Source organism: Haloterrigena turkmenica DSM 5511 (genome assembly GCF_000025325.1).
In the GTDB taxonomy this organism is placed as follows: Archaea; Halobacteriota; Halobacteria; order Halobacteriales; family Natrialbaceae; genus Haloterrigena; species Haloterrigena turkmenica.
Map to the genome: position 1 here is coordinate 869092 of NC_013743.1, position 12347 is coordinate 881438.

At 67.3% G+C, this 12347-nt stretch carries 12 protein-coding genes; 3 read left to right on the forward strand and 9 right to left on the reverse strand.

Annotated features, from left to right (window positions below; translation table 11 throughout):
• Positions 1-111 precede the first annotated feature (111 nt).
• The 6 genes from HTUR_RS04225 to trpC all read right to left on the reverse strand — a co-directional run bounded on the left by HTUR_RS04225 (position 112) and on the right by trpC (position 6158).
• Positions 112-708: a poly-gamma-glutamate hydrolase family protein gene (locus HTUR_RS04225; RefSeq protein ID WP_012942062.1), complete on the reverse strand. Its 597-nt coding sequence runs from the start codon at positions 706-708 to the stop codon at positions 112-114.
• Positions 709-749: 41 nt separating this feature from the next.
• Complete coding sequence (locus HTUR_RS04230) at positions 750-1991, reverse strand: NRAMP family divalent metal transporter (RefSeq protein WP_012942063.1); 1242 nt, start codon at positions 1989-1991, stop codon at positions 750-752.
• A gap of 340 nt (positions 1992-2331) precedes the next feature.
• Entirely contained in the window at positions 2332-3129 is a 798-nt protein-coding gene (locus tag HTUR_RS04235) for a 2-amino-3,7-dideoxy-D-threo-hept-6-ulosonate synthase (protein ID WP_012942064.1), read from the reverse strand.
• A 24-nt stretch (positions 3130-3153) separates the two neighbouring features.
• Positions 3154-4026, reverse strand: coding sequence for a tryptophan synthase subunit alpha (trpA, locus tag HTUR_RS04240; RefSeq protein ID WP_012942065.1), 873 nt, complete (start codon positions 4024-4026; stop codon positions 3154-3156).
• The gene (gene trpB, locus HTUR_RS04245) at positions 4019-5338 is read right to left on the reverse strand and encodes a tryptophan synthase subunit beta (RefSeq protein ID WP_012942066.1); all 1320 of its coding nucleotides are present in this window, start codon (positions 5336-5338) and stop codon (positions 4019-4021) included. The genes trpA and trpB overlap by 8 nt, the downstream gene beginning before the upstream one ends.
• Positions 5339-5369: 31 nt before the next feature.
• Entirely contained in the window at positions 5370-6158 is a 789-nt protein-coding gene (trpC, locus tag HTUR_RS04250; protein ID WP_012942067.1) for an indole-3-glycerol phosphate synthase, read from the reverse strand.
• Between the two features lie 152 nt (positions 6159-6310).
• On the opposite strand from trpC, the gene HTUR_RS04255 reads away from it, so the two are divergent.
• Positions 6311-6781: an MGMT family protein gene (locus HTUR_RS04255; RefSeq protein WP_012942068.1), complete on the forward strand. Its 471-nt coding sequence runs from the start codon at positions 6311-6313 to the stop codon at positions 6779-6781.
• 47 nt (positions 6782-6828) lie between these two features.
• Here the strand turns inward: HTUR_RS04255 and HTUR_RS04260 are convergent, their stop codons facing one another.
• From HTUR_RS04260 to lonB, 3 genes are read right to left on the reverse strand one after another with little or no spacing between them, the layout of a single operon-like run.
• The gene (locus HTUR_RS04260; RefSeq protein WP_012942069.1) at positions 6829-7188 is read right to left on the reverse strand and encodes a hypothetical protein; all 360 of its coding nucleotides are present in this window, start codon (positions 7186-7188) and stop codon (positions 6829-6831) included.
• 25 nt (positions 7189-7213) lie between these two features.
• Positions 7214-8341, reverse strand: a complete 1128-nt coding sequence (locus tag HTUR_RS04265) for a CPBP family intramembrane glutamic endopeptidase (RefSeq protein WP_012942070.1) — start codon at positions 8339-8341, stop codon at positions 7214-7216.
• A gap of 6 nt (positions 8342-8347) precedes the next feature.
• The gene (gene lonB, locus HTUR_RS04270; RefSeq protein ID WP_012942071.1) at positions 8348-10543 is read right to left on the reverse strand and encodes an ATP-dependent protease LonB; all 2196 of its coding nucleotides are present in this window, start codon (positions 10541-10543) and stop codon (positions 8348-8350) included.
• Positions 10544-10810: 267 nt separating this feature from the next.
• On the opposite strand from lonB, the gene HTUR_RS04275 reads away from it, so the two are divergent.
• Complete coding sequence (locus tag HTUR_RS04275) at positions 10811-11329, forward strand: nicotinamide-nucleotide adenylyltransferase (RefSeq protein WP_012942072.1); 519 nt, start codon at positions 10811-10813, stop codon at positions 11327-11329.
• A 117-nt stretch (positions 11330-11446) separates the two neighbouring features.
• Entirely contained in the window at positions 11447-12328 is an 882-nt protein-coding gene (locus tag HTUR_RS04280; RefSeq protein ID WP_012942073.1) for an SAM hydrolase/SAM-dependent halogenase family protein, read from the forward strand.
• The last annotated feature ends 19 nt before the right edge of the window (positions 12329-12347 follow it).

Genomic DNA, 12347 nt, shown 5'->3' on the forward strand with positions numbered 1-12347 from the left:
GGCACCTACTCGGCCCGTATTGAGCACCACTTTCACGCCCAACTTTGAGCAACGAATTCGGTTACCAACAACTGATACCGCTCCCGATCCGGTAACTCGCACCTGCGAAAGTCAGAGCACGCCGTCGTCTCGGAGCGCCTCGAGGGCGGCGACGACGTCCCCGCGCTCGTCGTCACGGACGGCCCGGCTCTGCTCGAGTTGCAGGCCGCCCGCACCGTCCCGCGAGAGCCAGTTGACGAAGTTGTTCGGACTGACGCCGGCGTAGGGGCCCGAGGAGACCGACTCGACGGGATCCGAAACTGCCGTCTCGAGGCGGTCACTGACGCGGCGTTTCGTCTCGGCGTCGGTGGCGCCGCCGACGAGCACGCGATCGTCGCCGAGGCCGTGGAAGCTGACGACCGTCTCGAAGCCTCGGTCGGCGATCTCGCCGAGCAGCGGATACGCCTCGGGGGAGAAGGCGCTCGAGGGCGGATGCCACAGCTCGAACGGCTTCCGCTGGTCGTCGTAGCCGAGACAGGCCCAGCAGCTGGCGGACGGGAGACGCGCCGTCAGTTCGACCGCCTGCTCGGCGGTCCAGGGCTCGACCTGGCCGCCGTGGGCGGCACAGACCAGTACCTCGTCGTTTTCCCCGTCGTCGTACAGTAACTCGGTGTAGTGGCCGGTGTCGGTCTCCTCGAGTCGGTGGGTCCGAAACGTCGCTCGAGTCACGACGCCGGGTATGCGACCGACCGAAAAAATTCTCGGCCCGTCTAGAGCCAGCCGGCGAGGGTCGTCGCGAGCGACTCGGCCGTCAGGGCGCTGCCGACCAGTAGGACGAGCGCGACGAGCGCGAAGGCGACGTTTTCCTTCCTCGAGACGTCACCGTATCGGTTGACGGCGCCGATGAGTCCGAGGACGGTGACCGGCAGGGCGATCAGCCCGTTGATCGCGGGCATGATGATCGCCATCCGGACGGGCGTGAGGCCGGTATTGGCGAGCAGCCAGAACGCGGCCAGCGCCGAGAGGACGATGAGGCCGACGACGGTCGCGCGAAAGCGCGCGTCGCCGAAGACGGTGTGGTGACCCAGCGCCTGCGGGACCATGTAGCCGGCGCCGAACAGCGTCCCGGTCGCCGAGCTGAAGCTGGCCAGCAGCGCCGCGATCAGGAAGACGTAGAGCGCGCCCTGGCCGAGGCTCTCCGCGAGGGGTTCGCCGGGGCCGGTCAGCGTCATCGCGCCCTCGGTCAGCGTGACCGCCGAGACGATCATCACGAACGCGCCGATGGTGAGCGTGGTCATGATCCCGGCGGCGTTGTCGCGCCGGTAACTGTTGACGTCGGTCCACTCCTTGGTCGGGCCCATGCTCGACTGGATGAAGAAGTTCGGCCAGTAGACGGTCGTCCCGAGCAGCGCGATGACCGCCGTCAGGTAGCCGATATCGCTGGTCAGCGCCGGCACGAGGCCGGCGGCGACGTCACCGATCGGAATGTCGAGGCCGACCAGCAGCAGGCCGTAGGAGGCGAAGACGGCGATCACCATCGCGGCGATCGCGCCCTCGATGCGCTCGTAGACCCGCAGTTGGACGAGCGCGACCCCGACACCGGAGGCCAGCAGGATGCCGATGAGGACGTTGTCCAGTCCCGGAACGAGCCACGCCAGCGCCGCGCCGGCGATCGCGTAGTTCGAGATCGACCAGAGGGCGCTCATCGCGGCCATCGCGACGATGAGGGCGCGGCCGCTGACGCCGGGCAGGTAGTCGACGATGTAGTCGGTCAGCGGTTCTCGGGAGACCGCAAGCCGGGCCGACATGTCGTGGAGGGCGATGTCGATGAGGAAGGCCAGCGGGAGGACCCACAGCAGCGCGAACGCGAAGTTCGCGCCGGTGTCGGCCAGGATGTAGACCGATCCCGCGCCGAAGACGTTCGCCGCGAACAGCACGCCGAGCCCGTACGTTTCCAGGAGATCGGCGACCGTCGCCTGTACGCCGCCGACCTCGTACGTTTCACTCGCCATCGGTGACCACCTCCGGACATCGGCCGGAACGCGTGTGACGGTGGACTGCAGCGAATCGTGATTCCATACCCACCAAACAGGCAAGATGGGGGAGTGGGTTCGGCTTGCACCGTCCACCGTCGGATAAATGGGCGGCAGCTGCAAGCTCCCGGAAATCAACGATAGCCGAACAGTCGATCCTCGAGACGAATTACGACGAACCGGCTACCGGGGAGCCACCGAGAGAACGAAGCGACGGATAGCGGATGACAGCGCTCGATGTGCGTCGATTACGCGCCAGTACTCGCCACGGTAGAAAACGGCGCGCGCCTCGAGTCGATGGAGAACGATCGCAGACGGGTCAGGCCTGCAGCGCCAGTCCGGCCGCGTCCAGCGCTTCGTCGGTCGACAGATCGTCGTGGACGACGCCGGAGACGGCGGTCGCGATGGCTTCGGGGTCCTCGTGCTGGAAGATCGATCGACCCATCGAGATGCCGGAACCGCCGGCGTCCATCACGCCGCGGACCATCTCGATCGTTTCGCGGTCGGTGCCTTTCGAGCCGCCGGCGATGACGACCGGCAGTCTGGTCGACTCGACGACGTGGCGGAAGCTCTCGGCGTCGCCGCTGTAGCCCGTCTTGACGATGTCGGCGCCGAGCTCCTCGGCGAGGCGGACGGCGTGGCCGAGCGCCTCGGGATCCGCGGAGTCGATGCCCGGACCGCGGGCGTAGGCCATTGCGAGGACCGGCATGCCGAATCGCTGAGCGTCTTCGGTGACCTCCGCGAGCTGGGTGATCTGGTCGGGTTCGTGGTCGGAGCCGACGTTGATGTGGAAGGAGACGGCGTCGGCGCCGACGCGGACGGCCTCCTCGACGGTGCCGGTCATCCGTTTGTCCTGCTCGTCGGGGCCGATCGTCGTCGATCCGTTGAGGTGGACGATGTACCCCTTGTCGTTTTTGTTCTCGTGGACGCGGGGCGCGACGCCCTTCTGCGTGAGGACCGCGTCCGCGCCGCCGCGGGTGACACCGTCGATGGTCGCTTCGATGTCTTTCAGTCCCTGAACGGCCCCCATCGTGATCCCGTGATCCATCGGGATGATTACGTAGGAGTCGTCTGTGCCGATTCTGTCGAGTCGCGCGTCAATACCTGTGGTAGTCATTGCGAGTGTGTAGCAATCTTGCGGTTATGGCTGTTCTGGTTCCGGTGTATCTTCCGTATCGACCGTGACGGTCTCCGCGCCGCGGATCGCGCCGCGTTTGAGTTCCTCGGCTTTCGCCTCAAGGTCGGCCGCCGGATCGTCGCTGCTGGCCACGATGTCGATCAGCGCGCTGCCGACGATGACGCCGTCGGCGTCGGCTTCGATGATCTCGGCCGCGTGGTCGCCCTCGCTGACGCCGAAGCCGACCGCCTTGGGCACGTCGTACTCCGCGAGGCGCGCTAAGCTCTCGTGGGTCGCCGTCGAGACGTCCGCGCGGGCGCCCGTCGTCCCGAGGCGGGCCTGGACGTAGGCGAAGCCCGAGACCTGCGACATAATCGTCTCGAGGCGCTCGCCTTCGGTCGTCGGCGCGACGATGAAGACCAGATCGAGGCCGTGGTCGTCGCAGGCCTCGCGCAGCGGGTCGGCCTCCTCGGCGGGGAGGTCGGGGACGATGATCCCCGAGAGGCCGGCCTCGGCCGCGCGCTCGACGAAGGGACGAACGTCCGGTTCGTCTCCGTATTGCAGGATCATATTGTAGTAGGTCATCACCAGCAGCGGCGCCTCGGTCTCGAGTTCGTCGACCAGCTCGAAGAAGCCCTCGGGGGTCGTCCCGGCCTCGAGCGCGCGGTTGATCGCGGCCTGGATCGTCGGCCCCTCCGCGATCGGCTCCGAGAACGGGAGGCCGAGTTCGATCAGGTCCGCGCCGCCGCGGTCGAGGGCCTCGACGTACGCTTTGGTGTCCTCGAGGGAGGGGTCGCCCGCCGTGAGGTAGGTGATCAGGGCGGGGTGGTTCTCGCGGATGGCTGCCTCGATGTCGCTGTCGTACTCGCCGGTGGCCGACGGTACGTCGTCAGTCACGGTCGAACACCTCGACTTCGGGCGCGGCCTCGAGATCGCGTTTCTCCGTCTCCTCGAGGACCGTCTCTAAGTCCTTGTCGCCCCGGCCGGAAACGTTGACGACGACGAGGTCGCCGAGTTCGTCGTGCGCTTCTTCCACGTAACCCAGCGCGTGACTCGACTCGAGGGCGGGGATGATCCCCTCGAGTCGCGAGAGCCGGTGGAAGCCGTTGAGCGCGGCCTCGTCATCGACGCTGACTGGCGTGACGCGGCCCGTCTCGGCGAGATACGAGAGTTCGGGGCCGACGCCGGCGTAGTCGAGTCCCGCGCTGACGCTGTGGGATTCCATGATCTGACCCTCCTCGCTTTGGAGGAGCTTGGTCATCGCGCCGTGGAGGACGCCGTCGGTCCCCGTCGAGAGCGTCGCGGAGTTCGGCGCGAGTCCCTCCTCGGCGTCGATCTCGAGGCTCGAGCCGCCGGCCTCGACCGCATAGAGGGCCACGTCGTCGTCTCGCGGGCTTCGCCCGCTCGATTCGTTCGCGAACCGTGGGTCCGCGCAGTCCGGAACGAACTCGTGGAACGTCCCCATCGTGTTCGAGCCGCCGCCGGCGCAGGCGACGACGCTGTCGGGCAGGCGGCCGGCCTTCTCTCGGATCTGCTCGCGGGCCTCGCGGCCGATGACGGCCTGAAAGTCCCGGACCAGCTTCGGGAACGGGTGCGGGCCGACCACGCTACCGATCACGTAGTGGGTGTTCTCGACGGTCGTCGCCCAGTCGCGCATCGTCTCGTTGATCGCCTCCTTTAACGTGCCACTGCCGGCCTCGACCGGATTCACCTCGGCGCCGTTCATCCGCATCCGGTAGACGTTCGGCCGCTGGCGGTTGACGTCCGTCCGGCCCATGTAGATCTCGCAGGGCATGTCGAGGTGGGCCGCGGCCATCGCGGTCGCGGTGCCGTGTTGGCCGGCCCCGGTCTCGGCGATGATCCGCTCCTTGCCCATATACTTCGCCAACAGCACCTGTCCGAGCGCGTTGTTCAGCTTGTGGGCGCCGCCGTGGACCAGATCCTCGCGCTTGAGGTAGATCTCGCGGTCGTAGCGCTCGCTGAGTCGGTCCGCGCGCTGGAGCGGCGTCGGCCGCCCGCCGAAATCGCGCATCCGCTCGCGGAACTCGTCCATGAACCCGTCCTCGTTTTCCAGGACGTAGCGCTCGTATGCCTCCTCGAGTTCCTGCAGCGCCGGCATCAGGGCCTCGGGAACGTACTGGCCGCCGTAGTCGCCGAACGTGGCCTCGCTGTCGCGCTCGCGGTTGCGTTCGGGATCGCTCGTGCTCATTGCTCGTCTCCGTCGGTGGGTGTGTGCTCGCTCATGTCTCGTCGTCCTCCGCCTCGACCAATCGCCGGGTGTTCTCGGTCACGTCGCTGTCGCCCGCGCCGTGGTCCATGATGGCGCTGCCGACCAGCAGGGCGTCGGCGCCAGCCGCCCGCATCTGTCGGACGTCCGCGGGCGAGGACACGCCGCTCTCGGCGATCAGCGTCACGTCGTCCGGAACCTCGGGCGCCACCGACTCGAAGGTTTCGAGGTCCACCTCGAGTCGCGCCAGATCCCGGTTGTTGACGCCGATTATCTCGGCGCCAGCCTCGAGAGCGGTCTCGAGTTCCGCCCGGTCGTGTACCTCCACGAGGGGCTGGAAGCCGCGTTCGCGGGCCGCGGCCACGAGGTCTGCGAGCGTCTCGGGCTCGAGGAAGCGGACGATCAGCAACAGGAGATCGGCCGCGACGGCGTCCAACTGCTCCTCGCGGAGGACGAAGTCCTTCCGGAGGACGGGGACATCGACGGCCTCGCGGATCCGGGTCAGCGACTCGGTGGACCCGCCGAAGTGACTCGGCTCGGTGAGCACCGAGATGGCCGTCGCGCCGCCCTCGACCATCGCCTCGGCGAGTTCGACGGGGTCGTCGTCGCGCGTCCCGTCGGCGGTGGGGCTCGTCGGCTTTACCTCGGCGATCACCGGAACGCGGCCGTCGGCCTCCGCCCGCGCGACGGCGTCGGGCAGCGACCGCGCGTCGACGTCGACCACCTCGTCGCCTCCGGGACGCTCCCGGGCGGCCTCGAGGATCGACTCGACCGCCGGTGCGAGATCCGTATCAGTCTCCATTGTTGTACATCGACGTACTCATATGTACAAAAGGCTTGCGTCATCGGACTGCGCGAGCGGTGACGGAGCGGAGAGTCGTCTCTCGCTCGGCCGCGTTTCGCTCGAGCGCGTCGACCGGCGATTATTCAAGTCCCTACCACCTACGACGACGTATGGAGGACGTCACGGACGCCGGAATCTACGCGCGGGAATCGTCGTACCTCGATCGACACGTCCAGCTCGGCGCCGCCAGCGGGCGCGTGCTGAGCGTCGCGTTTCCCGAGCACCCCGACGACGACGCCGAGGCGGACCACCCCGTGCTCAAGCGCATCTTCGAGTACCTCGACGGACTCGAGGAGATCACGTTCGACGACGTACAGGTCGCCCTGACGATGCCGACCGATCAGCGGGCCGTCCTCGAGTCGGTCCGGGAGATCCCCTACGGCGATCAGGTCACCGTCGACACGCTCGCGCGGATGACCTCCGGACTCGACCACGAGGACGAGGACGACATCATCCTCGTGCGAACCGCGCTGGACCAGAATCCGGCACCGATCCTTATTCCGGACCATCGCGTGCGCGACGGCCCCAGCGCCGCTCCCCCGGCCGTCGAACAGAAGCTGCGCTCGCTCGAAGAACTGTAACCGCTTTCGAGTTCGGTAGCGGCGCTCAAGACACTGAACGCTCCCCGTCAGTCGACGATCCAGACGACGTAGATGTACAGCCCGATGCCGGCGAAGACGGCGAAGGAGGACGCCTGATCGAGCGACGGCACCCGGGTAAACAGAAACGAGAGCTGGAGGACGCCGCCGACGACGAGACAGGCGGCCGCGGCGAGGATCGCCCGCGAGGCCCGCGTCGCCTCGCGTTGCAAGAAGAGGACGGTTCCGACGCCGATCGCGATCACGCCGAAGACGAACTCGGCGGCGTAGGTCGCCAGCGGCTCGGCGGCGACCTGTCCGTAAACCAGGAGGACGAAGTAGAAGACGACGGCGAGGAAGATCCCGCGGTAGACCGCCGCCGGAATCTCGTCGGGCCCGTTCGTAGCCATACCAACATCGACCGAGTCCACCCCCTTAGCTTTCGAGGGTCTCGGCCCAGTCGAACTCGAGGCCCTCGTGGACGACGAACTCGAGGGCGTTGATCAGATAGTGGGCGACGACGACGACCAGGAAGCTCCCGGTGACGACGAAGATCGCCGCGAGGACGAACCCGAGCAGTCCGGTGACGAGGATGCCGACCGACCCCTGCATCCCGTGGCCGAGAGCGAACGCGATCGAGGAGACGACCGCCAGCAGCCACGGATCAAGGCCGAAGCCGGTCGAGAGCGCGCCGATCAGCGCCGCCCGGAACAGCAACTCTTCGAAGCCGGCGATCAGCGGAAGGACGAACGCCAGCAGCATCAGCCACTGCCGCGTCGTGTCCGGCGCCAGCAGCGTCCGTAACTGCTCGTCGTGGTCGAATCCGACGTGCGTCGCCGCCGCGGCGCCGATCTCGTTGGCCGCGTAGAGGACGAGGCCGATCGCTATGCCCCACGCGAGCCCCTGCGAGAGGTACGCTACCGAGAACTCGACCCCCAGTGCGCTGACGGGGATGCCCGTGTAGACGACCGCCCCGAGGAGGACGCCCGCGAACAGTCCCTGCGAGAGCGCGACGTTCGCCAGCAGCTCTCCCGCGGACAGCGACTGCGGATCGAGTTCCTGCCGCGGCCGTCGGTCGGTGTGCGCGCCGGACCCGGGTCCCGTCGCGGATTCGGAGGGCGACCGCGCCCGCTGCGTCTCGACCGCTCGCTCGGCGGTCGTCGGATCGTTCGTGTTGGGCGGAGCGTCGGCGGGTGTCGGATCGTTGGAGGACGTCGGTTCGTCGGGGGTCGCGTCTCGACCGTCGCGATCGCTCGTCGCGTCGGACCACGATTCGACCGTCGCACCCGTGTCCGCATCCGTACTCGAGTCGGCGCCCTCCGACTCGTCGCTGTCGACGGGCGCTGCCGAATCGGTCGAGTCGCGGCGATCGCTTCCCGAGTCGAGTTCAGATGTGTCGCCTCGAGCGCTCGAGGCGGACGCGGACGGCGAAGACGCGCTATCGGCGCCGTCGCTGGCAGTCGACTCGTCGTCGGAGAACGCGCTCTGTGTCAGGTGTGAGAGAACGAGCAGCAAAACGAGGACGACGCCCGTAACGCCCGCGAACGTCGCCCACTGAGCCATTGATCGTTACTGCGGGCTCGGGTTGGAGCCGCTGCCGACGGAGCCCTGGCTCCCCTCGAACGCGTTGCTGGTGATCGACTTGAGGCGATCGACCAGGGAGTCCTTCTTGGGTTCGCCCATCAGCGCGACGTCGAGCACTTCGCTGATGTTCGAACACGGGATGATCTCGATCATCTCCTCGTACTCGTCTTCGATCATCACGTCCTGCTCGTTGGCCTTCGGGATGATGACCTTCGTACAGCCGGCCTTCGCAGCGGCCTCGATCTTGTGGGTGACCCCGCCGACCGGGAGCACGTCGCCCCGGACCGACAGCGAGCCGGTCATCGCGACCGTCTGGTCGACCGGGATGTCCTCCAAGGCGCTGATGACGGCGGTCGCCACCGTGATGGAGGCGGAGTCGCCGTCGACGCCCTGTTGGCCGGCCTGGACGAACTGGATGTGGATGTCCTTCTCCGAGAGATCGACGTCGGAGAACTTCTTGATGATCGCGGAGACGTTCTGGACCGACTCCTCGGCCATCTCCTTGAGCTTCCCGGTGGCGATCACCTGACCGCCGCCCTGTGCGGGCGCGATCTCGGCCATGACCGGGAGCATGATCCCGGAGTCCTCGCCCATGACGGCGAGGCCGTTGACCCGTCCCTCGACGCCGCCCTCGGCGACCTCGAGTTCGTAGTCCTTGCGGCGCTCGATGTAGTCGTCGGCGAGCTGTTGCTCGATCGAGCGCGAGCGGCCCTTGGCCTGCAGGACGTCCTCGCGGGTGGTGAACTCCCGGTCCTCCGAGCGGGCGATGTCGCCCGCGACGCGGACGAGCCCGCCCAGCGTCCGGAAGTGCAGCGTGAGGTGATTCTTCCGACCCGAGCGACGTTTGGCCTCGAGGATGACCTCCTCGACGGCGTCGTCGGTGAAGTGGGGGAGGCGACCGTCGCGTTCGACCTCCTGAGCGATGAAGCGCGCGTACTTGCGCCGCATCTCGGGGGTGTCCTCGATGGTGTCCTCCATGTAGACCTCGTACCCGTACCCCTTGATACGGTTCCGGAGCGCGGGGTGCATGTTCTCCATCGCGTCCAGGTTGCCGGCCGCGATCATGATGAAGTCACAGGGGACGGGCTCGGTCTGGACCATCGCGCCCGAGGAGCGCTCGGACTGGCCCGTGATGGCGAACTCGCCCTCCTGGATCGCGGTCATCAGCTTCTGCTGGGTGCGGATGTCGAGCGTGTTGATCTCGTCGACGAACAGCACGCCCTTGTTGGCCTGATGGATCGAGCCGGGTTCGACGCGGTCGTGGCTCGGCGTCTCCATGCCGCCGGACTGGAACGGGTCGTGGCGGACGTCGCCCAGCAGCGCGCCGGCGTGGGCGCCGGTCGCGTCCTCGAAGGGCGCGGTGCGCTTGTCGCCGTTGTTGACGATCATGTTGGGCACCATCGCGTCGCTGCCGCGGTTCGTGTAGCGGAAGATCAGCCAGACGATCCCGGCTGCGAGGATGCCGAGCAAGATGTTCCCGACGACGAGGATCGCGTACGCGAGGATGATCGCGACGATGATCCACATCAGAATCGAGCGCATCTGGTTGCGCTTGCGGGCTTCCTCCTTGTGGGCGTCGATGATCTGTTCGCCCTTCCCTGCCGGGACGGTTCGGACCTTCGGCTCGTTGCCGTCGTCCGGGTTGTGGTAGACTAAGACGTCCTGGAGATCCTCCTGGGGGAGCAGCTGACTCATCGCCTTCGCCAGCATCGACTTGCCGGTCCCCGGCGAGCCGATCATCATGACGTGGCGACGCTGCTTGGCTGCCTTGATGATGATATCGCGTGCTTCGTCCTGGCCGATGACCTGGTCGACGAGTCGGTCGGGAACCTCGATCTCCTCCGTCGAATCGATCTTGAGACCGCCGAGCAGATCGTCCTCGGCGATATCCTCGTCGATTTCGACGCCCGGATCGACCTCGACCTCGCTGCCGAGATCCTCGACGGTTTCGATGTCGTCGCCCTCGCCCGAGTCCGGTTCGAACTCGTCGATGGGATCGTCGAACTCGTCCCCGTCGTCGACGTCGTCGCGCTGGTCACCGTCCTTCTCGAGCGGCGACCGTTCTCCCTGACGCTCCGACTCCGGCTCCGTGTCCTGGGGCCGTGGCTGGGCCTGCTCCTCGTCAGGTCCAGCGTCGGTGGCGTCTTCGGGAGGGTCGTCAACGTTCGTATCGTTACTCATAGAACTCTGTTCAGTACCTGTTTCGAAGGGATTGGGACTGATATACTTTCTCCATGCGGAGGATGGTGACAGTGGCTGAATATCGGCCCCACAGCGGCCGACGGGGTGGTTCAGCGATTCGAGGCGGCGTCCTCGGCGAGCGGTATGTCGTCCGGAAACGTATGGTAGCATACCTCACAATATTGCGCCGGTCGCGACGGTCGCCGCCCTCGACGACGCGTCGGCGAACTCGCCACGCTTATGCACGCCGCCCGAGCACGTTCCGGCATGACCCGGGGGTTCTACATCGGCCGGTTTCAGCCCTTCCACAACGGCCACCTCAGCATGGTCGAGCAGATCGCCGAGGACGTCGACGAACTCGTGCTCGGGATCGGGAGCGCCGACGACTCGCACACCGTCCGCAACCCGTTCACGGCGGGCGAACGCATTATGATGATCACGAAGTCGCTCGTCGACTACGACCTCGTCACCTACGCCGTTCCGATCGAGGACTTAGAACGGAACTCGGTGTGGGTGAGCCACGTCCAGAGCATGAGCCCGGACTTCGACATCGCCTACTCGAACAATCCGCTGGTCATCCAACTCTTTCGCGAGGCCGACATCGATATCCGCCAGTCCCCGATGTTCAACCGCGAAGTCCTGGAGGGCAGCGAGGTCCGCGAGCGGATGATCACCGGCGGCGACTGGGAGTCGCTGGTCCCCGAACCCGTCGTCGACACCGTCAACGAGATCGGCGGCATCGAACGGATCCAGATGATCAGCGACTCGGACTCGAACGGCGACTGACCGCCCTCGAGTCCCGTCCCTGGCAGAACGAACTGGAAACGAGGCCGCCCGGGGCCCGAGACGGCCGGCCGACGCCGAGACGGATCGATTTTCACCGCTCGCCTCCTATCGGCGCCCATGATCACGCTCGCGTCGGATTTCGGGACGCCGTATCCCGCGGCGATGAAGGGAGTGCTCTGTCGGCGAACGGACGCCAGACTGGTCGACGTCGCCCACGATTTCCCCCGACAGGACGTCCGCGCCGCCGCGTTCTGGCTTCGGGAGGTGTTGCCCTATTTCCCGCCGGCGGTCCACCTGGTCGTGGTTGACCCCGGCGTCGGCACCGACCGCAATGCGTTAGTCGTCCGCGCGGGCGACCACGCGCTCGTCGGGCCCGACAACGGCGTCCTGCTCCCCGCCGCGCGCCGACTCGCCGGCGACGGCCGCCTCGAGACCTCCGTCGTCGACGAGAGCCGTCTCGAGCCGGTCGAGCCCGCCGGCGGCTCGTTCGGACCGAGCGCGACCGCGCTCTCGAGCGGTGGTGATGCCGGCGACGGCGACAACGGCGGCGACCGCGAGGGTCCGGCCAGCGCCACCTTCCACGGTCGAGACGTCTTCGCGCCGGCCGCCGGCGACGTCCACGAGGCCGGACTCGAGGCCCTCGCCGATCTGGAGTGGCTCGCGTCCCTCGAGAGCGACCCGGTCGACTGCCGACTCCCCGACCCGACCCTCGAGGACGACCGCGCGACGGGCGAGGTGCTAGTCGTCGACGACTTTGGCAACGCCATTACGAACCTTCCCGGCGACGTTCTGGCGGGACACGACCGGATCGTCGCGAACGGCGAGCCGGTTCCCGTCGGCGAGACCTTCGCCGCCGTGCCGGTCGGCCAGCGCCTCGCGACCGTCGGGAGCCACGGCTACGTGGAACTCGACGTCAATCGGGGACGCGGCGACGAGGCGTTCGGTCTCGAGGCCGGCGATCGCGTCGTCCTCGAACCGCCCGCGGACGACGCGGGCTGACGGGCACCCGCTCTCGCGA